Raw genomic sequence first — 24,947 nt, forward strand, 5'->3', positions numbered from 1 at the left:
AAAGCATAAATTTAGAGTTGCTTATTCGCTGCATATTGTAATTCGCCATAAAAAAACCCATCCGAAGATGGGTTTTGAACTGAAATCAAAGTTGAAAACCTTAAGGAATCTCTTCTTCTTCAAATTCAGGCTTCACTTGTACAATGAAGTCTTGACGGTTTAGACCACGCCATAGCGCGAAGGCTGTACCAATGTAGATTGATGAATATGTACCCACAAATACACCAACAAACATTGCAACAGAGAACCATTTCAGACCATCACCGCCCAGTACCATCATCGCTACAACAACCAGTAATAGTGTCATTGAGGTATGAATGGTACGGCGAAGTGTTTCAGTTAATGCACTGTTGACAACTTCGAGAGGCTCAGCACCACGAATCTTACGGAAGTTTTCACGAATACGGTCAGATACAACGATGTTATCGTTGAGCGAGAAACCGATAATCGCGAGTAGTGCAGCCAAAACTGTTAAGTCAAACGGCCACTGCATCATGGCAAAGATACCAATGGTCACCACGATATCGTGGAATAAAGACAGTACAGCACCCATCGCAAGTTTGAATTCAAAGCGAATAGTGACATAAACCAGCATGAGCAGTAGGGCAAGACCTACAGCGCCAGCAGAACGCACGTAGAGTTCATTACCGACTTGACCGCCAACCACATCAACTTTATGTACTTCTGCTTTATTGCCCGGCAATTGAGCAGCAGTCGTAATGGCTTTGGTTAGGTCTTCAGCTTCAATGTCTTTTTGAACTGGCATACGAACCATCAGGTCGCGGTCAGATCCTAAGGTTTGTACCACAGGGTCTTTAAAACCAGCTTTTGTCAGCGCTGAGCTCACATCGGTAGATTTTACTGGTTGACTATAGTTCAACTCTGCTGCCACACCGCCAGTAAAGTCCAAACCGAGGTTTAGACCTTTGGTGCAAATAAAAAAGATACTTGAGAGCGTTAAAATAATCGATATCAAGGCTGCCGATTTGGCAATCTTCATAAACGGAATAATGCGCTCGTTGTCAGGACGGCCGTATTGTTTCGGTTGAGTATTTTCAGTCATCTTAGATCTCCTAAATGCTCAACTTCTTCAGGTTACGTTTTTTACCATAAATGATTTGTACGATTGCACGTGTCACAGTAATTGCTGTGAACATTGAGCAGACAATACCAATCATTAGGGTAACCGCGAAGCCTTTAATTGGGCCTGTACCAATTGCGAACAGAATGAAAGCAACCAAGAATGTGGTTAAGTTGGAGTCAAAGATGGTGTTATACGCACGATCATAACCCGCAACAATCGCCTGTTTCGGCGAGGCACCCCATTTAATTTCCTCTCGTATCCGCTCACAGATCAGTACGTTGGCATCGACCGCCATACCAATGGTAATTACGATACCTGCAATACCCGGAAGGGTGAGGGACGCGCCAATCCAAGACATGATGGTTAAAATCATGGCAAGGTTAACCACGAGTGCAAAGTTGGCAATCAAGCCGAACACACGGAAGAAGACCACCATCCAAATCGCAACCAATAAGAAACCGATTTGAGTTGATAATACGCCTTTGTCGATGTTTTCTTGACCGAGACTCGGACCAATCACACGTTCTTCAACGAAGTACATTGGCGCTGCTAATGCACCTGCACGTAACATCAATGCAAGTTCAGACGCTTCTTGAGGTGAATCTAGACCAGTAATACGGAACTGGGAACCCAATACGGCTTGAATCGTTGCCGCATTGATGACCACAGATTCGGTATAAGGTGTACGAACTTCAGTTTGTGTACCTGTTGCAGGATCAGCAACATAACTAATTTTTTGTTTGTTCTCGATGAACAGAACAGCCATTCGTTTGCCTACAGCATTACGAGTGGCTTCAGACATCAACTTACCGCCCGCAGTATCCAAAGTAATATTTACTTCAGCACCACCTGTATCTTGGCTAAAGCCTGATGACGCATTTTGTACACGTTCACCTGTTAAGATACGGTTACGGTTAAGCAATAATTGACGACCGCTGTCCAAAGATTCATAAGCAAATGCTTCTGTACCTGGCGGTAATGAGCCTTTTGCTTGACCTGTGTAAGGATCGATATATTGATCGTTTAAATCAGAAACTAAGCGGAACTCAAGGTTCGCAGTACGACCAAGTACACGTTTTGCTTCAGCAGTATCTTGCACACCCGGTAATTCAACCACAATACGATTGCTACCTTGAGTTTGTACTAATGCTTCCGCTACACCTAACTCGTTAATACGGTTACGTAAAGTTGTTAAGTTTTGGTTGACAGCATAAGACTGAATTTCTTGTTTACGTGTATCCGTGTAGCTTAAACGTAGTGTTGAACCTTCAGTTGTTGCAACCGCTTGTTGAGTATATTCATTGCCGTTACGACGAAGGAAATCCATAGCTGCAGAACGATCATCATTATTTGCAAATTGCATCGTAATGGTGTTGTTGTTCAAAAATAAGCTATTGAATTTTAATTTATTGTCGCGAAGTTGGCGACGTAAGTCAGCCGCAGACGTTTCCATACGTTGTGAAATGGCTTTATCCATATCCACTTCAAGTAGGAAATGTACACCACCACGTAAATCCAGACCTAGCTTCATTGGTTTAGCACCAATTTTTTGTAGCCATTCTGGCGTAGTAGGCGCAAGGTTCAGTGCGACGACATAATTTTCACCGAGCCCACGACGTAGTGCTTCTTTCGCTTTTAATTGTTGTTCGCTCGAATCAACACGTAATAAAGCGGCATTATTGGTGAAGCTATTGTCATGGCTGGCAATATTTTCAGATTTTAAAATCTGCTCTGCTTTTTGTACGATGCTTTGGTCAATCTGGGTACCGGCTTTGGCACCTGAAATTTGAACAGCAGGTTCATCAGGATACAAACTTGGCAGGGCATATAATGTACTGATGACTAGTACCACTAGAATCAGTAGATATTTCCATGCTGGGTAACGCATTCGTTTTCTTCTTAAAATGAAAAAAGCCGTGCGGGTGCACGACTTATTTTTTGATTAAAGGTTATTTAGAGTGCCTTCAGGCAGAACTGAAATCACACTTGCGCGTTGTACTTTTACTTCTACGCCACGGTTCAGTTCAACAACTGCAAAATCACCTTCGATTTTTGTGATTTTACCCATTAAACCGCCCGCAAAAACAACTTCACTACCAACACCTAGGCTTTCAATTAGTGCACGATGTTCTTTTGCACGTTTTGATTGAGGGCGCCAGATCAAGAAGTAGAAGATTGCGACAAATACCGCAATCATCAACAGGTTTGCCATCATGCTTGGTTGCTGTGCAGCTTCACCTGCTGCGTGAGCAGTAGAAATAAAAAGGCTCATTTCATTTTCCTAAACTAAAAAAACTGGTTATCAATACTTTGATAAATAAATTGGACTTGTTCAGCAATTTACCTTGTCTTTTTCTTCAGCGCAAATGCTGAAAGAATTAATCTTGAGGACAAGGTGGCACTTCCATGCCGCGACGACGATAAAAGTCTTCAACAAACTCATCAAAAGTGCCATGATCGAGAGCATCACGCATCGCTTCAGTCAGACGTAGGTAATAACGTAAGTTATGAATAGTACCGAGCATCGAACCGAGCATTTCGCCGCACTTCTCAAGATGGAAGAGATAAGATTTGGTGAAGTTTGTACAGGTATAGCAGTCGCAATGTGGGTCAAGCGGACTTTGATCATGACGATATTTGGCATTACGAATACGCACTAAACCGTCGGTCACAAAATAATGACCATTACGTGCATTTCGAGTTGGCATTACACAGTCAAACATATCGACACCGCGACGAACCGCTTCTACGATATCTTCTGGTTTACCGACTCCCATCAAGTAACGTGGTTTATCCGCAGGCATTTTCTCTGGAAGATAATCCAATACTTTGATCATTTCTTCTTTAGGTTCGCCAACAGACAAGCCGCCAATCGCATAACCATCAAAATCAATTTCTTTCAGACCATTTAAAGATTCATCACGTAAATCTTCGTACATGCCGCCTTGGATAATACCAAACAGGGCATTACGGTTTTTCAGCACGTCATGATGTTGAGTCTTACAACGTTTCGCCCAACGCAATGAAAGCTGCAATGATTTTTGCGCTTCTTCATGTGTCGCAGGATAAGGCGTACATTCATCAAAAATCATCACGATGTCTGAATTTAGCGTGTGCTGAATATCCATCGAAATTTCAGGAGATAAAAAGACTTTAGAGCCATCAATCGGAGAGCGGAAAGTCACGCCCTCTTCTTTAATTTTGCGCATAGCGCCAAGGCTGAAGACTTGGAAACCACCTGAATCTGTCAAAATCGGGTTATTCCATTTCATGAATTGGTGTAAGCCACCATGTTCACGAATAACATCTATGCCTGGACGTAGATATAAATGGAAGGTATTGCCCAAAATAACTTGGGATTTAATTTCTTTAATGTCACGTGGGAGCATGCCTTTTACAGTACCGTAAGTACCGACAGGCATGAACATAGGTGTTTCAACAACACCATGTTCAAGGGTTAAACGGCCGCGACGAGCACGGCCCGATTGCGCCAATTTTTCAAACTTCATACAAGGTCCAGATCAAGGCGAAAAAACAGTTCGCTGATGGTAAGAGTGCTAAAAGTGCTCTATTTTCCTTGATTCTGCGGTTAAACGCTAGCTTTGTCGGGTGTTAAGTCTGTAAATTTATAGATCGCATCTTGTGACAGGGCTTCATCTGAACTCTTGGCATTAAAATAAAACTGGTTAATTCGCTGCAAAATTTCTTCTTTATCCATCGCAAACGTACCTTTCGGGTCCGATGTCATGGCTACGATGCTGTCAATGAGCTTTTGAATATAGGGGTTCGTGGTTGCATAACTTTTTTCTAAGCTTAAGAGATAGACTTCATTGGCAACATGTAAATAGTTATAAGGTTGTATTTCAACGATTTGGGCCAAATCAATCAGCAGGTCTTTATCATACTGAGACAACTTCATACGCTTGGGTAAGCTGTCGAGCTTGAGTGGTTGTTTGGATTTGAGAAAATCGTCAAGTTGTGTGCTTGGAGTATTTAAAAGCTGAGCTGAATAAATTTCTATTTCGGGCTGTGTCTGGACCGTGATAAAAAACAGAATATTGTCCAGTTCTATGCCGTAGGACTGGACCAAGTCGATTTTTGTTTGTTGTATGGCATTGAGCAAGATTGAAAGATGGTTAGCCGATTCAGACTTCATTGAGCTTTCGATCGAAGATGGATCAAGGTCTAAAAGACCCACTTCATTTACAGATGTTAGTTTAAACTGCGCCAAGTCTTGGTCGAGGGAAAGGGCACTACGAGAGCGCCATTTCGACACATTCCATCGATCATGCGCTGCAAGATATTGAGCAGAATCTTCATCTTCGACAAAAATACTACGCTGCGTAGAGACTGCGATATAGTCCATGGAAAAATAGGGATTGAACACCAACGTACATGCGTAAATATGGTCGTCTTGGTGCTGCTCATAGAGTTTGAAAAACGCCTGAATCAGCACATTTTTCAGTGCATTAATTTGATTTTGCATATTTTATTTTTCTTTCTAGTTTTGGAGGTACTTGAGCACCTCATCATTATTTTTTTTACTTTTGTGCATTAAAGCCCGAACTTAAAAGTTCGGACGATAATCAAAATTTTGGCTGGCAGCTTGATCGCGGAAAGGGCGAACCGCTTTTTTACTCAGCAATAGCGTATTAATAATATTGTTAGGAAACACTTGAATGTGGTTGTTGAACAACTCAACGTTGCGGTTAAAAATAGTAATCGCCGCACCGACATTTTCGTTTTGTTCTTCAATTTCATTCATCATTTTCAGATAAATATCATTGGCTTTGAGCTCTGGATAGTTTTCAACCACAACATTCAGGCTGCGCATTAGATCTTGATTTAAGGCTTCAATACGCTGTAATTGGCTGACATCGGTACTGTTTACGTTCAAATTCATAATGTTTTGACGGAGTTCAGTGACTTTTGCCAAAGTCCCTTGTTCAAAATTGGAATATTGCTCAACCAAAGGCTGTAATCCATCTAAAATTTTGATTTTTTGACGTTCATAGCTAGCTACATCTGACCATGCACGAATGGTTGCATTGTGATGTCGGACAATATTGTTGCGAATCATGATTGCACCAATCACCAATGCAATGATGATTAAAACAAAGATCAAAAGCCCCATAAAATTTTATCCTCAAGATAAAAGGTCGTAAGTTAAAACATTATTGTATGAAATCTATTTTAAAAACTGCGTTAAATCGTTTTTCAAATTTTCTAAAGCATTTAATTTAAAGGTTCTGAGATGTCCACGCAATGTCGAAACATCCTGAATTCGTTTTGCTTTACTACTGACTTTAAATAAATCTGTAGAGCCAAGATAGCACATTATTCGGTGGCTCGGATGAAATAGCAGATCACCTTCACGGTTTTGAAAAAAATCCGCCAGTCGGAGGACAAATCCCGGGCTGAGTAATTTAGCCATTTCCATTTGGTTATCGCCATAAAACTTTAATTTTTGATTGGTTTGAATGTCGCTGCTATGCCAAGGAAAACTATAGGGATAGCCAAAGTTTTTACCTGTTGCAGATACGGCTAGTCCATGGATGCCAATATCAAAAACAAATACGCCCCACAGGTCTTTATGAATTTCTTTCACCGTGACTTCATCACCGTCTTTGTCACGTACTTTCAGTTCATTCACATAGTGATAATGAAAGACCATGACTTGATGCTGTTGCTGATTTTCGTCTTCCCAAACGGTGCTCGCGAAGGTCTGAATATCATTCGAAAGGCTGCCTTGTTTAAACACGGGGAACATACGTTTAAGATTGCCAATAAATTGTAGATTATTCAGTGGCATCGAAATGTATTGAGGCTGTCGGTTAAAAGCCAATTGGTATTTTTTTGCGATGCATTCGGTTTCTAAAAACGCAATAACATCTTCGAGCGGGTCATCTTTTTCATAGCTGATATAGGCCCAGAACACCATGGCCAACCCCACAGCAAAGCAGAGCTGTGCCCAGCCATGATCGGGCTGAATCACAATAAACAGCATGAAGCCGATACCCAGTGCGGCTAAAGCTAGGGGGAGTAAATTTTCAAATTTGAGTGTAATGGGAGCATTCCATGGATGCAGTCCATCGAGGAGCTCTTGGTGTGTTTTGGCGTTTCGGCCTATATCCCAGAGCCGAGCGATATTCTGAAAAACCACAGCATTCTTTTTTCGACGAATATGGATGGAGTGCTTTACAGAATCTATCGGCATAGGGATGATTTCGGCGTAATTTTATTTGTGGTTAATATTATCAATTAACATCGCATCACCATAACTAAAGAATCGATATTGGCTTTCGACGGCATGGTGATAGGCATTCAAAATATTATCTCGACTGGACAACGCTGACACTAACATGAGCAAGGTAGATTCAGGTAAATGGAAGTTGGTAATTAAACGATCGACTACTTTGAACTCATAACCTGGGTAGATAAAGATTTGTGTATCACCAGTCCAACCCTTGAGTTCGCCGCCATTGGCTTGAGCGGCACTTTCAGTCGCACGAGTCGCGGTGGTGCCAACAGCAATGACTTTATTGCCACGTGCTTTTGTTTCACGGATTAAAGCCATAGATTCTTCTGACACGTCACACCACTCACTGTGCATGATGTGATTTTCAATGTCATTGGTGCGCACGGGTAAGAATGTACCAGCACCCACATGCAAGGTAACAAAGGTTTTATTTACGCCTTTGTCCGCCAATTTTTTGAGTAGCGCTTCATCAAAATGTAAGCTTGCTGTTGGTGCTGCGACAGACGCCAATTTGGTTGGGTCGTTAAACACGGTTTGATAACGTTCGGTATCAATCGCTTCTGCTTCACGGTTAAAGTAAGGCGGAATCGGTAAAGCACCGTATAAATCTAAAACTTGTAAAATAGGCTGTGAAAATTCCACAACAAATAAGTTTTCATGACGGCCTTGAACGGTCACTTTAACTTCGTCTGGACCAATAAATAATTCCGCACCTTCTTTAGGCGTATTGCTGGCTTTAATGTGGCAATGTGCGGTTTTTGGGTCAAGAATACGTTCAACCAAGACTTCAACTGCACCGCCAGTTGCTCGTTTGCCTTTCAAGCGGGCTTTCATTACTTTGGTATCGTTCAGTACCAATAAGTCACCTTCATTGAGCAAGTCTAAAATGTCAGTGAAATGATAGTCGTGATATTCGCCATTCAGATCGAGATGGAGCAGGCGTGATGCACTACGTGTTTCAAGCGGATAGCGGGCAATGAGTTCGTCAGGGAGATTGAAGTTAAAGTCAGAAAGTTGCATGTTAAGAAATCTGAAAAGGGGATAATGAAATTTGGCTTAGTATAAGCTTTTTTAGGTTTTAACGCTGAAATTGATGGATTATCCATCTAAAAATTCTTATACGGTTTATTTTTAATCAAATGAGAACATCATGCGTTGACAAGTTTTTGAAACAGTTTATTATACGTTTCAACACCTTCCCGAGGTGGTGAAATTGGTAGACGCGGTGGATTCAAAATCCACTATCAGAGATGATGTGTCGGTTCGAGTCCGACCCTCGGGACCAAAATTCTAAAAAACCCCCAAGCTTATTAAGACTTGGGGTTTTTTATGTCTAAAAGTAATGAATTATATAAAATTCCTAGAAAATTTCCAATGATTTCACTAGCCACGTTTCAGGTGGTCACTTCGTAAAATGAGTACCTGAATTTTGTTTGGGTACTCATGGTGGAATCAGATGCTAAGCTTAAATTATTAGATCAATACAATAATCAAATGTGATTGATCGGGTGTATTATAGGGCTTGTAGTATTTAAAAGATTTATTAACTATCTAAAGCTACTTTGAGGACATCTGCAATTGTCTCAGTGTTGACACCTCTTTTTCGAGCATTCTCAGAGTGGAACCAAGTTGCTAAGTCTTTATTGCCTTTAGATGCATTGCAGCCAACACAGCACAATGCAATATTGGTTAAGGTTGTAATTCTTATATCGTTGATAATGTGTTCCCAAGACTTCTTGTTGGCTCTTTCAGTGCCAAACTTTTTGCCGCAATATACACAGCACAGATCTCGCTCCGAGACCGCATCTTCTATGTGCTTTGGTATTCCCCATGAATTTGCCATTTTAGGTTTTCCTTATTTTAGGGCTGTAGTTGAATGAAAAATCCTAACCTTTGATAAATCACATTCATAAAATTTAGAGCAAAGTATTAAATGAAAGAGTTGTCATAACACTATATAAATGAGGGTATAAAAAAACCAGCGCCGAAGCGCTGGTTTTTTACATCACTAACTTAAGTTAGTTTTGCATCAACTTATTGAGCAGCATCAAGAGCAGCATTCAAAGTTGCGCTTGGACGCATTACAGCATTTACTTTCGCTGTATCTACAGCGTAGTAACCACCGATGTCCGCAGCTTTACCTTGAACTTCAGCAAGTTCTGCAACGATTTTTTCTTCGTTGTCAGCAAGAGCTTGAGCAAGAGGAGCGAATTTCGCTTTAAGATCTGCATCTTCGTCTTGCGCAGCAAGTTCTTCAGCCCAGTATTTAGCAAGGTAGAAGTGGCTGCCACGGTTGTCTAGTTCGCCAGTACGACGTGATGGAGACTTGTCATTGTCAAGCAATTTACCAGTCGCAGCATCAAGCGTATTTGCAAGAAGTTTAGCTTTCGCGTTGTCTTCTTTGATGCCCATTTCTTCAAGAGAAACAGCAAGCGCCAAGAACTCGCCTAAAGAATCCCAACGTAAGTGGTTTTCTTCTACAAGTTGTTGTACGTGTTTAGGCGCAGAACCACCCGCACCAGTTTCGTACATGCCGCCACCAGCCATTAGAGGCACGATAGAAAGCATTTTCGCAGAAGTACCCAATTCCATAATCGGGAATAAGTCTGTTAGGTAGTCACGTAGGATGTTACCAGTTACAGAAATTGTATCTAGGCCACGAGCAACACGTTCAAGTGTATAACGCATAGCACGTACTTGAGACATGATTTGAATGTCTAAACCAGTAGTGTCGTGCTCTTTCAAGTAAGTTTGAACTTTCTTGATGAGTTCGTTTTCGTGTGGACGGTACGGGTCAAGCCAGAAGATCGCAGGCATTCCTGAGTTGCGTGCACGAGTCACAGCAAGTTTCACCCAGTCACGGATTGGAGCGTCTTTCACTTGGCACATACGCCAGATATCGCCTTCTTCCACGTTTTGTGACATCAACACTTCACCAGTTTCTAGGTCGGTGATGTTTGCAACACCCGCTTCAGCGATTTCGAAAGTTTTGTCGTGTGAGCCGTATTCTTCAGCTTTTTGCGCCATCAAACCAACGTTAGGTACAGTACCCATAGTGCGTGGGTCAAAGTTACCATTCCATTTACAGAAATTGATCATTTCTTGGTAGATACGCGCGAAAGTAGATTCAGGCATTACAGCTTTACAGTCGTACTGTTTGCCGTCAGCACCCCACATTTTACCGCCACCACGGATCATTGCTGGCATAGATGCATCTACAATTACGTCATTAGGTGAGTGGAAGTTAGTGATGCCTTTTGCAGAATCAACCATTGCAAGTGCAGGACGGTGTTCTTGGCAAGCATGTAAGTCAGCAATGATTTCTTCACGAAGAGAAGTCGGAAGAGTTTCAATTTTTTCGTAAAGACCAGACATACCGTTGTTGATGTTAATACCTAACTCATCAAACAATTTGCCGTGTTTTTCGAATGCATCTTTGTAGTAAATCTTCACACAGTGACCGAAAACGATTGGGTGAGACACCTTCATCATAGTCGCTTTTACGTGTAGAGAGAACAAAATGCCTGCTTCTTTACAATCATCTAATTCTTTTTCATAGAAGTCGCAAAGTGCTTTTTTGCTCATGAACATTGAGTCGATGATTTCGCCGTCTTGAAGCGCAACTTTATGCTTAAGAACAATAGTTTCACCAGACTTAGTGATCAATTCCATTTTTACATTGCGAGCGCGGTCTAAAGTCATAGACTTTTCGCCGTGGTAGAAGTCACCTTCGTCCATGTGAGAAACGTGAGTTTGTGACCACTGTTTCCATTCGCTCATAGAGTGCGGATGTTTCTTCGCGTAATTTTTTACTGCAGTAGGCGCACGACGGTCAGAGTTACCTTCACGAAGTACAGGATTTACAGCAGAACCTAGGCATTTGCTATAACGTGCCTTGATTTCTTTTTCTTCCTCAGTCGCTGGGTTTTCTGGGTAGTTCGGAATTGCAAAACCTTTAGACTGTAATTCTTTAATGCAAGCAGTTAATTGGCCAACTGAAGCACTGATGTTCGGAAGTTTGATAATGTTTGTGCTTGGATCTTGGGTTAATTGTCCAAGCTCTGCCAAGTTATTTGGCACCTTTTGTTCTTCGCTTAGGTAGTCTGAAAATTCAGCGAGTACACGTGCTGCAACTGAGATATCGCGTTTAACGATTTCAACGCCAGCAGGTTTAGTAAAGGTTTCAATGATCGGCAGCAGAGAGTAAGTCGCCAATAATGGCGCCTCGTCGGTCAGTGTGTAGATGATAGTTGACTTTCCACCAGCCATATATAGCCCCTTGCTTTAGATTGTGTCTTTGAGGTCCGAGCTTGTGGCTCGCCTCTATGAACCGATTTGCTTAAATAAAACTATGAAAGTATCGGGGTTCATTGCTTTTCAGTCAACGCAAGATCCTGTGATGTGGTCATTTCGTAGAAAAATGATACAAAAGAAGTGCAGTTTAACGCCCAATTTTAGCGCAAAACCGAAAAGGGAAATATTGAAAGCTTGTTATTCATAGCTTAAAGCTATTGAACAATTAAATTTAAATCATTTTTTTTGGGCTGATCTGTTCTTTATGGCTCGTTCAAGTTTTATTTGTAAAGCAAAGCGTTTGATAGGTCAAACCGAATGCCTTAACTTTTAGGTGTAGATTTGGTGCGGAAGTTCGAAAATTAGTCAGGATTGAGGACTTTATTAAAGAACGACGTGAGTTTGATGCTCCGTTTGACTTTGAACGTTCGCGGAATGTTTATGCGATAACTTATATATCTGATCTCTGTACACGACAAAAATAGATAACTCATTGAAATAATGTCACAATAATTGTTTTCTAACGACGAATACTATGACACATCTCAATGAGTTATATCTTATCTTAAACAAATCTCTAAAATGGAACAAGTCACATTTAAAGTGCTTTGCGCTCATCATGCTTGTGATTATTTTAAAGCAAACATGTAATCTTTCTTCTGCATCTAAAGCCTTGCCCATCAAGTGTTTACCACAATCATTTTATCGACGTATGCAGCGCTTCTTTGCAGGTCAGTATTTTGATTATCGTCAAATTTCTCAGTTGATTTTCAATATGTTTTCATTCGACCAAGTGCAACTGACTTTAGATAGAACCAATTGGAAATGGGGAAAACGAAATATTAATATCCTGATGCTCGCAATCGTTTATCGTGGAATAGCGATACCTATCCTTTGGACATTGCTTAATAAACGTGGAAATTCAGATACGAAAGAGCGTATTGCTTTGATTCAACGCTTTATAGCCATTTTTGGTAAAGACCGTATTGTGAATGTGTTCGCAGACAGAGAGTTTATCGGTGAGCAGTGGTTTACATGGTTAATTGAACAAGACATCAACTTCTGCATTCGTGTTAAAAAAACTTCATTGTCACCAATCATTTAGGAAAGAATCATAAAATTAGTGATTTATTTCGCCATCTTAAAGTTGGTCAAATTGAATGTCGTAAACGACGGATTTTGGTTGGTCGGGTGAAACTATATATAAGTGCACTACAGTTAGAAAATGGAGAGCTTTTACTCGTCGTTTCTCCTCAGTTTAATGCCAATGCTATTCAGGATTATGCATTACGCTGGGAAATTGAAACCTTATTCAGTTGTCTCAAAGGACGCGGGTTTAATCTTGAAAATACGCGCTTGACAGACCCTAGACGAGTGAAAAAATTGATTGCGGTGTTAGCTATAAGCTTCTGTTGGTGTTACTTAACGGGTGAATGGCAACATAATCAAAAAAAAGCGATAAAAATAAAGAAGCATGGACGACTCTCAATGAGTTTATTTCGCTATGGTTTAGACTATGTTCAAATGGCGATTCAGCGTTTAATTGGTTTTGGGAAAAAAGAAGAGTTTAAGGAAATTTTGGCAATTTTAAGAAAGCAGAATCCTGATAGGATAAGGGTTCTGTGAAATTTGTCGTGTACAGAGATATCTGATGAATAAGGCATGGCACTTTTTCAGCTTCAGTCATTTGGGTGAATGAGTTCATGTACAGTAGAAGCATGAAACGAATCTTTAGCTCAGTTTAATAAAGTAAAAGCGAGCAGGTATGGTTTAACGCTCAAATGACACACACAACTGATAAAAACTAATAAATTAGTCTAATGGAAAAACTTAAAAATAGATTCATTTAGTGTAGCTGACTGAAACGAGCATCCTGATGAGCAATCTGGTCGTAGAATAATCATAAAACTCACTATTTTTTGTGATGTAGTTAAAGAAAATTAAACCCAGTTTTTTAGGTCTTATGTAAGTGAATATTTCTTTTGGTCATGTTTTTAGTTTGAATAAAACGCGAAAAGTACGATTTAAAATAAACAGTTAATAAAATTTAAATTAATTTAAGTTTCTAATTTTATTGTTTTAATTTTTGTTTTACCTTTAATGTTATGTTCTTTATAGATATTTTTATTTTCTAATTGGATGAAAGTTCGATTAAATAGCGCATTTGTAAATGATGTTTGTCTTTTTGTTGGGTTTTGTTATTGAGTGTTTGGGCTATTTTTGCTATTAATCTTGAACATAACAGTTGGTTTTTATCTTTAAGATAAACCCTGAGGAGAGCAACGGGATGGCTTTACGTTTACTGGATATTGGTACACAAACCGAATTATTAACTTCCTGTCGTTTGTCTTTATTGATGGGGGTTTATACGGACGACAACCGCATTGCAGAATTTTTAAAGTTCGCGCGTGGTATTGTGCAAGTCGATAATGCTGTCCTCGCATTTAAAAATGAACCTTATATATGGTATGCGTCAGAGCACATATTTAAGGCCTTTATGGCCGAAGCTGATGATGATCGTCTAGATCAGTTTTTTGCTGAACATTCCCGTATAGATCGCGACACTGAAAATTACCAAGCTTACTGCGACTATATGCAGGAACTGGGTTTAGGGCATCAGCGTCTAGTCGCTTTCGATTTAAAATATGATCAAGACTCTATTGGTAAAGTGATTTTGTTTGATGATCAAGTCACTGCATTTGAAGCCAAACAATTAAAGATCGTTGAAGAATTTGTACAAAGTCTAGTCAATATTATTCAGCTTCGCGTTGAAAATGCTGAATTAAAAGAAGCCTATGAACAGCAGTCGGCACTTAATTTTAGTAAGACTAAATTTTTCCAAATTATTGCGCATGATTTAAGAGCACCTTTTCATGGTCTACTTGGATTTTCTGAAGTTTTGGCACAGGAGCGTCATACCTTAGATGATTCGAGTGTGCAAAATATTGCAGACTATTTATATGACACCACACAGTCGACGTATAACCTCTTAGAAAGCCTGTTGAACTGGGCTATGGCAGAAGGTGGTCGCTTTGTTTATCACCCGATTAATTTTGATTTACATCAGTCTGCAAAAATCGTCAGTGATGTCTTAAATAGCTTGGCTGTGAAGAAAAATATTCGACTGATCAATGCCGTGCCTGAAGGCATTAAAGTCAATGCAGATATCAATATGATCACATCAGTGATGCAAAACTTGGTGTCAAACGCATTGAAATTTACCCATACCGATGGTAGAGGTGTGGTGACGATTTCAGCCGATCGAGATGGAGAACGGGTTGTATTCACTATTCAAGATACTGGATTGGGGATGACCCAAGCTCAGATTGATGATTTATTTCAGCAAAAACTGACGGTTAGTATTAAAGGTACGGCAGGAGAACGTGGTACGGGGTTGGGTTTAGTCCTTTGTAAACGTTTTGTGGACTTAAATCAGGGTGAAATTGTGGTGAACTCGAAAGAAGGTGAAGGCACACAATTTAAAGTCTGGTTGCCACAGGCGACGAGCCTGCATCAAACCCTAAGTACCGAGAGCAGCAGTGCACAGAAAGATGAGACCTTAAAAGATGCGACCTTAAGTGAACTTTAATGCGCATCTATTGGTATAAAAGCCTAAAAATACTTTTCCCTAAGCGTTATCAACTGTTATAACTAGAAAAAAATCACGCTAGGGTTTGTGAAATGAATGCGGAGCAATTGCAGAAAACATTACGTGCCAGTCAATATGCTGAACAGGTGCTCGGAATCCATCAGGCCAGTTTAGAACAAGACTATGCAATTGATCAGTTTCAAACCTCGCTCAGTACAGCACAAATTCAACATTTTGTCGCAAGCAGCCTTGCCGATATCCAAGATGAAAATAGTTGGATGCGTGCAATTCGTGTGCTGCGCGCACGTCTCATGTTTCGTTGGATTTGGCAAGATGCCAATCAACTCACCGATGTCGTCACCTTAACTCGAGAGCTTTCAGACTTTGCCGATGCGTCCATCTGTGCGGCAAAAGATTTTGCACTAAAGCCGTTGATTGCGAAATATGGCGAACCGCTAAGCTATAAGGGGAAAGTTCAAGACCTGATTGTGGTTGCCATGGGAAAACTGGGTGCGCAGGAACTTAATCTTTCAAGTGATATTGATCTTATTTTTGCCTTTGATGAACAGGGTGAAACCAACGGTCGAAAATGTATTGATGTGCAGCAGTTCTGTATTTTATGGGGCCAGAAATTAATTTACTTGCTTGACCATATTACCGCAGATGGTTTTGTCTTCCGTGTAGATATGCGCCTTCGCCCATGGGGTGATGGTTCTGCCTTGGCAATCAGTCATGCGGCATTAGAAAAATATTTAAGCCAGCATGGACGCGAATGGGAACGCTATGCCTGGATTAAGGCACGGATCGTCACGGGCGGTAAAGAAGGCGCCGAGTTACTGGAAATGACCCGACCTTTCGTCTTCCGCAAATATGTCGATTACACCGCTTTCGAAGCTATGCGTGACATGAAAGCCATGATCGAACGTGAAGTGCTACGTCGTAATATCGAAGAGGATATTAAACTCGGTGCAGGCGGAATTCGTGAAGTTGAGTTTATTGTTCAAGTCTTTCAGCTCATCTATGGCGGTTCAAAACTCGAGCTGCAAGATCGTCAGTGTTTGGTGAGTCTGCATCATTTAGGTGAAGTTGGATTATTAGAAAATACCGCGGTTGCTGATTTAGAAGATGCGTATTTATTTTTACGTCGTATTGAACATGCGATACAAGCGCTCAATGATCAGCAAACCCAATCGTTGCCCCATGAGCCTGAACCACGCCAACGTATTTTAGATACTTTAGGTTTTGCATCTTGGGATGACTTTTTGAATGTACTCAATCAGAAGCGTGCCAAAGTCATTTACCAATTTGAGCATCTTATTAAAGAAAAAGAACCCGATCCGTTATTGGAAAGTTTTAGTCATTTAGAAGCCCAGTTGAACGATGTTCTAGATGATGATGCCAAAAATTTAATTCACGAATTTTGGTATGGACATGCGCTGAAAAAATTACCTGCCAAAGCTGTACAGCGCTTAAAAACCTTTTGGCCACATCTCATTGAGGCGATATTACAGTCAGATAAACCTCAGGTGGCCTTACTACGTCTCATGCCTTTGGTGGAGTCGGTGCTGCGCCGTACGGTCTATTTGGTGATGCTGATTGAGAGCAAAGGGGCATTACAACGATTAGTGAAAATGGCAACAGTGAGTCCTTGGATCTGCGAAGAATTGACGCATTATCCCGTGCTGTTGGACGAGTTTTTGTCGATGGATTTTGAGCTGCCAAAGCGTAAAGATTTAGAAGACTCTCTACGTCAACAACTGCTTCGAATTGAAATTGATCAAGTCGAAGACCAAATGCGTGTTCTTCGATTATTTAAAAAATCCAATGTCTTAGCAGTAGCTGCTAGTGATGTTTTGGCAGAAAGTCCGTTGATGAAAGTGTCGGATGCATTGACCGATATTGCTGAAGTGTCGGTGAATGCAACCTTGCATTTGGCATATCAAATTGTTGCCAAAAAACATGGCTATCCAATTGATGCAGAAGGGCAGCGTTGTTCGATTGATCACACGGCTTTCGCGGTAATTGGCTATGGCAAGGTGGGTGGCATCGAGCTGGGTTATGGTTCGGACTTGGATTTGGTGTTTATTCACTATATGGATGAACAAGCCGATACCGATGGACAGAAACCAATTAGTGGCTTTGAATTTGCCATGCGGGTTGCACAAAAATTTATGTCCTTAATGACCACGCAAACCCTAGATGGTCGAGTGTATGAGGTGGATACACGTTTACGACCTTCGGGAGAGGCGGGGTTATTGGTGACCAGCTTAAAAGCCTTTGAGCAATATCAACATAAAAATGCTTGGGTCTGGGAGCATCAAGCTTTAGTACGTGCCAGAACGATTGCAGGTGAGCACAGTTTACGGATTGAAATTGAAAACTTGCGCTGTAATATTTTGACTCAGCCACGCGATGAGAACAATGTTCGTGCAGAAGTGCTAAAAATGCGCCAAAAAATGAAAGACCATCTAGGTTCTTCTAAAGAGCAGCAAAAAGATGGAATTTTTCATTTAAAACAAGATGCAGGTGGTATCGTTGACATCGAATTTATGGCACAGTATGCAGTATTAGCATGGAGTGGGTCGAATCCCGATCTCGCCCATTACTCTGACAACGTACGAATCCTTGAGGATGCCGCAAGAACGGATTGCTTATCCAGCGCCGACGCGACAGCATTGATTCAAGCTTATCTCCGTGAACGAGCCGAGAGCCACCGTTTAGCACTTGCGAATCAATCCATGCAAGTTTCAGCTGACGATTGGCACGATACCCGAGTGGTCGTTTGCAAGCTATGGCAAAGATTAATTGATCCAACTGCAACGTTTGCATTGGATAAAAATGACTGTGTATAAAAATTTGGAGTGTGTGCCATGAACTTGGCTGATCGTGATGGTTTTATTTGGCAAGATGGACAATTAGTTGACTGGCGTGAGGCGAAAACTCACGTATTAACACATACATTGCATTACAGCATGGGTGTGTTTGAAGGCGTCCGTGCTTATGAAACTCCGAATGGAACGGCTATTTTCCGTTTAAAAGAACACACTAAGCGTTTATTAAATTCTGCAAAAATTTATCAAATGAAAGTCCCATTTGATCATGCAGCATTAGAACAAGCTCAAATTGATGTGGTTCGTGAAAATAAATTGGCTTCTTGCTATTTACGCCCAATTATTTTTATTGGTTCAGAAAAATTAGGTATTGCAGCAACTGACAATACAATTCATGCCGTTGTTGCTGCATGGAGCTGGGGTGCTTACCTTGGTGATGAAGCGATGGCGAAGGGTATTCGTGTTAAAACGTCTTCATTTACGCACCATCATCCAAACGTGACCATGTGTAAAGCAAAAGCATCTGGTAACTATACTTTGTCAATTCTTGCCCACCAAGAAGTGGCACATGCTGGCTATGACGAAGCAATGTTACTCGACCCACAAGGTTATGTATGTCAAGGTTCAGGCGAAAACGTATTCTTAGTTCGTGATGGCGTGATTCATACTCCTGACATCGCGGGTGGTGCACTTGATGGTATTACCCGTCAAACCATTATTACGATTGCGAAAGACCTTGGTTTTGAAGTGGTTGAACGTCGTATTACACGTGACGAATTCTATATCGCTGATGAAGCATTCTTCACAGGTACTGCTGCTGAAGTGACGCCAATCCGTGAATATGATGACCGTCAAATTGGTGAAGGCTGTCGTGGTCCAATCACTGAGCAAATCCAAACTGCATTCTTTAATGCGGTACAGGGTAAAGACCCTAAATATGCGCACTGGTTAACTTACGTAAAATAAGCTGATCGGTTAAGATGAAAAGGCGAAACTAAGTTTCGCCTTTTTTATTGGCTTGAAGATATTGAATTTTTGGGAACGTGACTATGCATATTGTTTATGTCAGTGATGGTAAAGCAGGACATCGCTCACAAGCTTTGGGTTTATTTAAAGCCATGCAGCGCCAATCTCAGGAAGTAGTCACATTTCAAGAAATTTCAATTGATGATTTGCCTATAGTGACACTTATTTCTGCGCTATTTAGCCATCAGCTTCATGCCGTAGAACACGAGCCAACCTATATTTTTGGCGTCGGTAGCCACACACATTTTCGAGTATGGCTGTTGGGCAAGGTGTATAACAAAGCCAAAACCATTATTTTAATGAAACCAAGCTTGCCGTTTGCATGGTTTGATTATGCGGTAATTCCACAGCACGATGGTATTCAAGCATCAAATAAAGTACTAACCACACAAGGTGCGTTAAATCCTATTGTGAATGAGGAGCGGCATCAGCACGGTCGAATCCTGATCGCTTTGGGTGGCTCTTCAAAACGCCATCAGTGGAATGCGGCTAAAGTGCTCCAAGCGATTGAGCAGATAGTCGAGCAGAATCCAAATTCAGCAATCATTTTGACCACTTCACGGCGCACACCAAAAGCATTTTTAGCAGAACTAACGCAGTTGAAAAATATTGAAAAATTGCAGATTTTCCCTGTTGAGGATACGCCGCAAGGTTGGATTTTTGAAGAAATGCAAAAAGCTGAAGCAGTTTGGGTGACTGAGGATAGTGTTTCAATGATTTACGAGGCTCTCACCGCGGGTTGTAAAGTCGGGGTGATTGAAGTGGATCGGCTGAAGGAAGACCGGATTACCAAGTCGGTAGATGAAATTTTAAAACAAGGCTTGGTGTCGTTACAGACCACTTTAACTGATTTGAAACTCGCTACCGAATTTAAAGAAACTGACCGTATCGCTAAAAAGATTGTACTCGGTCCCTAAAGTATAGATAATACCCGACGAAAAATTTTCTACTAACATTTCAGTCTATCTCGAAAATGTTTGAATAATATTACAGGGTTGTCGGGTCAATGCTAAAAACCTATTTGTTTCCTTTTTTGCTTTCAATTGGGTTTTGTGTTGGCTTAGGTTTTTGGGACTATTTATCTGAAATCAAAGATGCTCCTTTATTCTTTGTTTTGGTTCTTTCGAGTACGTTTTTATTCATTGCTGTAAAACAATTACATAGTCGTATTTTTAAGTACATTTTCCTTGCGCTGTTTTTTGTCATTAGCCTGTATATTGCAAGTGGGACGGGGTTCTTACAAGGACACATGTCTTTGGGAATCGTGGCATCGATGTTCCAAAGCAATACCAATGAAGCTTTTGAATTTTTATCTGTAGTTAATCCTAAATATATTATTTTTGCCTTGATTTTATTTTCAAGCCTCTGTTTTTATATTCTATTTTTTAATCCAACTCGTCAGGGAAATTATCGCAAGCTGATTTTGGCACTTATCTTTATTGCCAACGGCGTCAGTGTGTTTGGTGTTCAAACTGCACTAGCGACGGTTAAATATAAACAAGAAGAGGCCAAACTCCTTGAGGATAATGTGCAAGATATCGATTGGGAAATTCAGCAGGTGAATGCTAGCTATGACAATCAAGTGATTATCATTGGTGAGAGTGTTCAGCGAGATCATTTATCACTCTACGGTTCGAAAGACGATACCACACCTTTTTTAAATGAGATGCCACTGGATGTTGTAGATCATTACATCGCAACTGCACCGAATACGGTAACTAGTCTGACTCGAACGCTGACTTTGGTTGATCAAAATCGTGAACCGCAGATTGCAAAAAATGTTGTGACGCTAGCAAAACAAGCGGGCTATAACACCATATGGATTTCAAATCAGGGATTTATGGGGAAAAATGATACGGCGATTTCTAAAATTGCCATTCATGCCGATCATCAGTTCTTCCTGAAAAGTGGTAACTATATGTCGAGTAATATTGATGATGACAAAATGGTCGAAATATTACAGGCCCAGTTAAAAAAATATGCCAATCAAAAAAATGTGATTTTTATTCATATGATGGGTTCACATCCGGATGCCTGTGAACGTCTGTTTAATGCACCACGTATGTATGCGAATAAACCTGAAACGATTAATTGTTATTTATCTTCGATCAATAAGTTGGATCACTTTATAGAACAGATATATACCACTTTGAAGGCTGATCAGCGTAATTTCAGTGTGACGTATTTTTCTGATCATGGTATGACCGTGGATGAAGATTCATATCATGTAGATAATGATTTTAAAGATAATTATCAGGTTCCATTTTTTGTATTACGTAGCGATGCGCAGGCCAAAAACTACTATAACAAGACTGTGAGTGCCTATGATTATATGCATATTTATGCAGATTTATTGGGGGTGAAAACACCATTATTAGATCCTAAAAAATCGTTGGCGAATATCGAAGATAATCAAAATGTCACCGTTTTTGATTGGGATGATTATGTGCCATATCAGTCTTTAAAAGGTCTGTAGTAATCGACTCAAGCTTATTTATATGGGGTTAAATACTGCTAACGAAATCTTTCACAATCAAGGAAATTATAGGCGTGTACTTTTAAAGCTTCAGAGCGTGTGGCAACATAGCCTGAGTGTGCTTAAAGGCTTATCCCTGTGATTTATATTGTTCTTATTCTTCTGTTATTGGTGATTGCGTTCAGCTACAAATATGCTTGGTGGAAACCTGCAGTCGATTGGAAGAAACCGCGTGTATTGATGTATCACATGGTTCGTCAGCATATTGATGGTGCAAAATTTAATAAGCTGCGAGTGAATCCTGAAGAGTTTGAAAAGCAAGTGGCGTGGATGAAGTCCGAAGGTTTTCATTTTGTGACCATGCAAGAACTACAAGACGACTGGGGAAAACACCCAGAAAAAACCGTTGCGATTACCTTTGATGATGGATATCTAGATAATTTAGAACATGCCTTTCCGATTTTAGAAAAATATCAAGCGAAAGCCACGATTTACGTGGTGGTAGATCGACATGACCGGGATTGGTCAACCTATAAGAAAGCCCATCATAACAGTGGTGAGTTAGCACGTGAGCCTAAGTTGAATGATGAGCAAGTCAAACAGTTGGCAGCCAGTGGTTTAGTCGAAATTGGCTCACATACCATGACGCATGCAAATTTAGATAAATTGAGTGATGAAGCGTGTCTTTCTGAGTTAACTCAATCGAAGCAGCAATTAGAAGAAATGACAGGAAAACCAGTACATAGTTTTGCTTATCCATTTGGAATATATTCGGAACGTGATGTCGTACTCGCAAAACAAGCTGGCTATACCAATGCTGTGACCACCATAGAAGGCATTGATGACTTCAGTCCTGATTTTATGCAATTACGTCGTATTAAAATTAGTGGTAAAGACTCGATGTTTGCAGTGAAGTTAAGACTTAAATTAGGTAAGCGAGAGGGTTGAGCATGCGTATTACATTAGTCATGGCCAGTGCTGAAGATGGTGGTCTAGAAAAGCATGTGATTGAATTGGCGAATGGGTTAAGCCAAAACAATCAGGTCAGCTTGATTGCGCATGAGCGTTTTGCTCATTTACTCGATGCAAAAGTGAATGTTGTAAAAATGGATTTGAGCGGAAGTCGGCATAATCCTTGGACAAAGTATCAGTTAAAAAAGAAAATTATTGAAACTCAGCCAGATGTATTACATGTACATGCAGCAAAAACAGCCCAATTTGTGCATGGAATGGTTAAATCATTTGCTTTCCCCTGTGTCGTAACGGTTCATGGTCAAAAGAAAAAGAATCAAATGAATCAATCATTTGATCATATTATTGTGGTGAGTGAACAGCTAAAACATCAATTGGAAAATCCATCCAAAACATCAGTGGTATATAACGGCGTTGAACTGAAGATCGTTCGTCAAGAATTTCAAAAGAATCGTAAGTTCATTGCAGTTGGTCGCTTAAATGAGGTGAAAGGTTTCGACGTTTTACTTCAAGCTTGGCAAGATATTCCTCATCGGTTGACGATTGCAGGCGAAGGGGAACAGCGTCCGTTATTAGAGCAGCTTATTCAAGATTTAGATTTATCCGATCGGGTTCAGCTCATCGGATTTTGTGAAGACATACAACAGCAGATCAGTGAGCATGAAGCACTTATCGTCTCGTCTTTACGTGAAGGTGGTCCTTACACTTTGGGTGAAGCTTTATTATTAAACCGACCTGTTTTTGGAACCTGTGTTGGGATGATGCCTGAGTTTATTTCCGAAACGTGGTTATGTGAAACGAGCGATGCCGATGCTTTACAACAACTGATCAAACGCTATTGCGCTTTGGAGCATCCTGAGTCTGTTTTTCAAGATGCATTTAACTTGGCACAGCAGCATTTAACCATCGAGCACATGCTCTTGAACACAGAACATGTATATAGGCAGGCGATTGCGAGTCAGACTGCTTAAACTTGTTTATAGTTAGTGACTTCGATGAACTTTTTAAAGAAAGGCTGAAATACTGGTGGCATGTAGGCTGAACTAATAAATTTGGTGCTTACTTCTGTAATGCCGTAAATTTTACAGAACATAATACGATGATGTCCTTGATTCAGCTTATCTTTTACGCCCATAGAACGGCATAACATGATGTGCATTGGAAAGTTAAAGTCATAACCCGAATCTTTAAAAGATTTTTCCAGTTTACTGTAGCGTTCCTGACGTTTATCTTCATCCAGCTTCCAACGGCGGCTCGTCCAGTTGTATGCCGTTTCAGGCGTTTTAATATTCCGTTCTAACGCATTTTCTGTAATGTCACTGAGTAAAATACGATAGCTATGAGAACCAAAATTTTGGCGACGAGAGCGAATTTTTTTAATAAAAGAACCAAAAAAGTTAAATAAAAAACCTTCGGTTTGGAATGCAAATCGAGTACGTACACGATCTTGCTCCAATGAAGTCACTGACTTTAAATAGATAATACAATCTTGATGCTGGTTTGCTTCACACGCTAAAAGAACAACCGCATCACAACCTAAATGATCACCTTGAAAAGAAAAATCACGCTGCGATAAAGTGATTAAGCTTTCTGGATGAACATGATAAGCTTCTGAAGATAGGCCGAAATCTGCTTGCATGTGGACTCACATTAATGAAATAAATTTGAACGATTCACGATAGTGTAACATGACATATTTTGTAGCGTATAATGCCGCATCACTGTCTTTGGAATAGGTTACATGGGCAAACCAATTCGTTACGTTGCTTTAGGAGATTGTAATACGGTCGGAGAAATAAGCAATATGGGTAATGCTTATCCAGAACGTGTTGCTTTACAACAAGATTGGGCTTTGGAAAACTATGGCTATACTATGAGTACTACTCGTGAAGGGTTACAGTTTTTTAATTTAAAAGACGTGGCTAATACAGATATTTTGAGTATTCAATATGGATTAGTTGACAGCTGGCTGACATTCAAAGGTTCACCTTTTGTCTTGTATTATCCGGATTCACCATGGCGTAGATTATTACGTAAAATAGTGAAAAAAATTAAAAAATATGCGCGAAAAATTCATTGGCATAGTTTGGTTGGGCAGGCTAATGTAGTTCCTGTTCAAGAGTATAAGAAGAATATTGCTTATATGATTGAGCAGACTCAGGCGAAATATATTTTATTGTTGGATATTGCCCCAAATAAAGATATGAGTCGTGAACCACAAACTGTGATTTATAATCAAGCTTTGCATGATTTGGCTGATGGTAAGCGTGTTTTACATATCTCGTATTATGATGAATTAAAACAAAATTTAGATTTTTATTATGATGATTCAACACATTTATCCTCTCAAGGTCAGCAAGTTGTAACGGAGGCAGTATTAGCTGCAATTCGACAAGCTGAATCACATTAAAAGAAAA

Annotated in this window: 20 protein-coding genes and 1 tRNA gene; 10 read left to right on the plus strand and 11 right to left on the minus strand. The window is 40.3% G+C overall.

Annotated features, from left to right (window positions below; all coding sequences use genetic code 11):
- Positions 1-100 precede the first annotated feature (100 nt).
- From secF to queA, 8 genes are all read right to left on the minus strand, one after another.
- Positions 101-1,063 carry a protein translocase subunit SecF gene (secF, locus tag LXF01_RS02825; protein ID WP_233944991.1) on the minus strand — a complete coding sequence of 321 codons (963 nt, stop codon included), beginning with the start codon at positions 1,061-1,063 and terminating at the stop codon, positions 101-103.
- Positions 1,064-1,073: 10 nt separating this feature from the next.
- Positions 1,074-2,972 carry a protein translocase subunit SecD gene (secD, locus tag LXF01_RS02830; RefSeq protein WP_233944992.1) on the minus strand — a complete coding sequence of 633 codons (1,899 nt, stop codon included), beginning with the start codon at positions 2,970-2,972 and terminating at the stop codon, positions 1,074-1,076.
- Positions 2,973-3,026: 54 nt separating this feature from the next.
- The gene (yajC, locus tag LXF01_RS02835) at positions 3,027-3,356 is read right to left on the minus strand and encodes a preprotein translocase subunit YajC (RefSeq protein ID WP_078191271.1); all 330 of its coding nucleotides are present in this window, start codon (positions 3,354-3,356) and stop codon (positions 3,027-3,029) included.
- 106 nt (positions 3,357-3,462) lie between these two features.
- A complete protein-coding gene (tgt, locus tag LXF01_RS02840; RefSeq protein ID WP_233944993.1) occupies positions 3,463-4,593 on the minus strand; it encodes a tRNA guanosine(34) transglycosylase Tgt in 1,131 nt (376 codons plus the stop codon).
- A gap of 80 nt (positions 4,594-4,673) precedes the next feature.
- Positions 4,674-5,570: a DUF4303 domain-containing protein gene (locus LXF01_RS02845; RefSeq protein WP_233944994.1), complete on the minus strand. Its 897-nt coding sequence runs from the start codon at positions 5,568-5,570 to the stop codon at positions 4,674-4,676.
- An 81-nt stretch (positions 5,571-5,651) separates the two neighbouring features.
- On the minus strand, positions 5,652-6,218 hold the full coding sequence (locus LXF01_RS02850; protein ID WP_078191268.1) for a LemA family protein: 567 nt from the start codon (positions 6,216-6,218) through the stop codon (positions 5,652-5,654).
- A 54-nt stretch (positions 6,219-6,272) separates the two neighbouring features.
- A complete protein-coding gene (locus LXF01_RS02855) occupies positions 6,273-7,301 on the minus strand; it encodes a hypothetical protein (RefSeq protein WP_233944995.1) in 1,029 nt (342 codons plus the stop codon).
- A 21-nt stretch (positions 7,302-7,322) separates the two neighbouring features.
- Positions 7,323-8,363, minus strand: a complete 1,041-nt coding sequence (gene queA / locus LXF01_RS02860) for a tRNA preQ1(34) S-adenosylmethionine ribosyltransferase-isomerase QueA (protein WP_180173448.1) — start codon at positions 8,361-8,363, stop codon at positions 7,323-7,325.
- A 178-nt stretch (positions 8,364-8,541) separates the two neighbouring features.
- Between queA and LXF01_RS02865 the strand changes: the two genes are divergently transcribed.
- Positions 8,542-8,628: transfer RNA gene (locus LXF01_RS02865), tRNA-Leu, on the plus strand.
- Between the two features lie 258 nt (positions 8,629-8,886).
- Here LXF01_RS02865 and LXF01_RS02870 read toward each other — a convergent pair.
- Entirely contained in the window at positions 8,887-9,186 is a 300-nt protein-coding gene (locus LXF01_RS02870; RefSeq protein ID WP_180164886.1) for an HNH endonuclease, read from the minus strand.
- Positions 9,187-9,377: 191 nt separating this feature from the next.
- On the minus strand, positions 9,378-11,612 hold the full coding sequence (locus LXF01_RS02875) for an NADP-dependent isocitrate dehydrogenase (protein ID WP_233944996.1): 2,235 nt from the start codon (positions 11,610-11,612) through the stop codon (positions 9,378-9,380).
- A 559-nt stretch (positions 11,613-12,171) separates the two neighbouring features.
- On the opposite strand from LXF01_RS02875, the gene LXF01_RS02880 reads away from it, so the two are divergent.
- The 8 genes from LXF01_RS02880 (at position 12,172) to LXF01_RS02915 (ending at position 23,501) form a co-directional block, all read left to right on the plus strand.
- A protein-coding gene (locus LXF01_RS02880) for an IS4-like element ISAba1 family transposase (RefSeq protein WP_085940648.1) occupies positions 12,172-13,262 on the plus strand; the annotation gives its coding sequence in 2 pieces (ribosomal slippage) (positions 12,172-12,712 and positions 12,712-13,262; 1,092 coding nt in all).
- A 661-nt stretch (positions 13,263-13,923) separates the two neighbouring features.
- A complete protein-coding gene (locus LXF01_RS02885; protein WP_180177103.1) occupies positions 13,924-15,225 on the plus strand; it encodes a sensor histidine kinase in 1,302 nt (433 codons plus the stop codon).
- A 92-nt stretch (positions 15,226-15,317) separates the two neighbouring features.
- Complete coding sequence (gene glnE, locus LXF01_RS02890) at positions 15,318-18,077, plus strand: bifunctional [glutamate--ammonia ligase]-adenylyl-L-tyrosine phosphorylase/[glutamate--ammonia-ligase] adenylyltransferase (RefSeq protein WP_180177102.1); 2,760 nt, start codon at positions 15,318-15,320, stop codon at positions 18,075-18,077.
- 18 nt (positions 18,078-18,095) lie between these two features.
- Complete coding sequence (locus tag LXF01_RS02895; RefSeq protein ID WP_078191262.1) at positions 18,096-19,022, plus strand: branched-chain amino acid transaminase; 927 nt, start codon at positions 18,096-18,098, stop codon at positions 19,020-19,022.
- Between the two features lie 83 nt (positions 19,023-19,105).
- On the plus strand, positions 19,106-19,999 hold the full coding sequence (locus LXF01_RS02900; protein ID WP_233944997.1) for a mitochondrial fission ELM1 family protein: 894 nt from the start codon (positions 19,106-19,108) through the stop codon (positions 19,997-19,999).
- An 89-nt stretch (positions 20,000-20,088) separates the two neighbouring features.
- Positions 20,089-21,558, plus strand: a complete 1,470-nt coding sequence (locus LXF01_RS02905; RefSeq protein ID WP_233944998.1) for a phosphoethanolamine transferase — start codon at positions 20,089-20,091, stop codon at positions 21,556-21,558.
- Positions 21,559-21,696: 138 nt separating this feature from the next.
- The gene (locus LXF01_RS02910) at positions 21,697-22,506 is read left to right on the plus strand and encodes a polysaccharide deacetylase family protein (RefSeq protein WP_078194168.1); all 810 of its coding nucleotides are present in this window, start codon (positions 21,697-21,699) and stop codon (positions 22,504-22,506) included.
- A gap of 2 nt (positions 22,507-22,508) precedes the next feature.
- Positions 22,509-23,501 carry a glycosyltransferase gene (locus LXF01_RS02915; RefSeq protein WP_180039878.1) on the plus strand — a complete coding sequence of 331 codons (993 nt, stop codon included), beginning with the start codon at positions 22,509-22,511 and terminating at the stop codon, positions 23,499-23,501.
- On the opposite strand, the gene LXF01_RS02920 is transcribed toward LXF01_RS02915, so the two are convergent.
- Complete coding sequence (locus LXF01_RS02920; protein WP_180039880.1) at positions 23,498-24,169, minus strand: hypothetical protein; 672 nt, start codon at positions 24,167-24,169, stop codon at positions 23,498-23,500. The two genes, LXF01_RS02915 and LXF01_RS02920, sit on opposite strands and share 4 nt — an antisense overlap.
- A gap of 102 nt (positions 24,170-24,271) precedes the next feature.
- On the opposite strand from LXF01_RS02920, the gene LXF01_RS02925 reads away from it, so the two are divergent.
- Positions 24,272-24,940, plus strand: a complete 669-nt coding sequence (locus LXF01_RS02925) for an SGNH/GDSL hydrolase family protein (protein ID WP_180039882.1) — start codon at positions 24,272-24,274, stop codon at positions 24,938-24,940.
- The last annotated feature ends 7 nt before the right edge of the window (positions 24,941-24,947 follow it).

It is taken from the genome of Acinetobacter sp. SH20PTE14 (assembly GCF_021391555.1).
GTDB lineage: Bacteria > Pseudomonadota > Gammaproteobacteria > Pseudomonadales > Moraxellaceae > Acinetobacter > Acinetobacter amyesii.

Excerpts from the sequence above, each read along its gene's own strand:
- secF (WP_233944991.1), bottom strand. The coding sequence starts at position 1,063 with ATGACTGAAAATACTCAACCGAAACAATACGGCCGTCCTGACAACGAG.
- secD (WP_233944992.1), bottom strand. The coding sequence starts at position 2,972 with ATGCGTTACCCAGCATGGAAATATCTACTGATTCTAGTGGTACTAGTC.
- yajC (WP_078191271.1), bottom strand. The coding sequence starts at position 3,356 with ATGAGCCTTTTTATTTCTACTGCTCACGCAGCAGGTGAAGCTGCACAG.
- tgt (WP_233944993.1), bottom strand. The coding sequence starts at position 4,593 with ATGAAGTTTGAAAAATTGGCGCAATCGGGCCGTGCTCGTCGCGGCCGT.
- LXF01_RS02845 (WP_233944994.1), bottom strand. The coding sequence starts at position 5,570 with ATGCAAAATCAAATTAATGCACTGAAAAATGTGCTGATTCAGGCGTTT.
- LXF01_RS02850 (WP_078191268.1), bottom strand. The coding sequence starts at position 6,218 with ATGGGGCTTTTGATCTTTGTTTTAATCATCATTGCATTGGTGATTGGT.
- LXF01_RS02855 (WP_233944995.1), bottom strand. The coding sequence starts at position 7,301 with ATGCCGATAGATTCTGTAAAGCACTCCATCCATATTCGTCGAAAAAAG.
- queA (WP_180173448.1), bottom strand. The coding sequence starts at position 8,363 with ATGCAACTTTCTGACTTTAACTTCAATCTCCCTGACGAACTCATTGCC.
- LXF01_RS02870 (WP_180164886.1), bottom strand. The coding sequence starts at position 9,186 with ATGGCAAATTCATGGGGAATACCAAAGCACATAGAAGATGCGGTCTCG.
- LXF01_RS02875 (WP_233944996.1), bottom strand. The coding sequence starts at position 11,612 with ATGGCTGGTGGAAAGTCAACTATCATCTACACACTGACCGACGAGGCG.
- LXF01_RS02885 (WP_180177103.1), top strand. The coding sequence starts at position 13,924 with ATGGCTTTACGTTTACTGGATATTGGTACACAAACCGAATTATTAACT.
- glnE (WP_180177102.1), top strand. The coding sequence starts at position 15,318 with ATGAATGCGGAGCAATTGCAGAAAACATTACGTGCCAGTCAATATGCT.
- LXF01_RS02895 (WP_078191262.1), top strand. The coding sequence starts at position 18,096 with ATGAACTTGGCTGATCGTGATGGTTTTATTTGGCAAGATGGACAATTA.
- LXF01_RS02900 (WP_233944997.1), top strand. The coding sequence starts at position 19,106 with ATGCATATTGTTTATGTCAGTGATGGTAAAGCAGGACATCGCTCACAA.
- LXF01_RS02905 (WP_233944998.1), top strand. The coding sequence starts at position 20,089 with ATGCTAAAAACCTATTTGTTTCCTTTTTTGCTTTCAATTGGGTTTTGT.
- LXF01_RS02915 (WP_180039878.1), top strand. The coding sequence starts at position 22,509 with ATGCGTATTACATTAGTCATGGCCAGTGCTGAAGATGGTGGTCTAGAA.
- LXF01_RS02920 (WP_180039880.1), bottom strand. The coding sequence starts at position 24,169 with ATGCAAGCAGATTTCGGCCTATCTTCAGAAGCTTATCATGTTCATCCA.
- LXF01_RS02925 (WP_180039882.1), top strand. The coding sequence starts at position 24,272 with ATGGGCAAACCAATTCGTTACGTTGCTTTAGGAGATTGTAATACGGTC.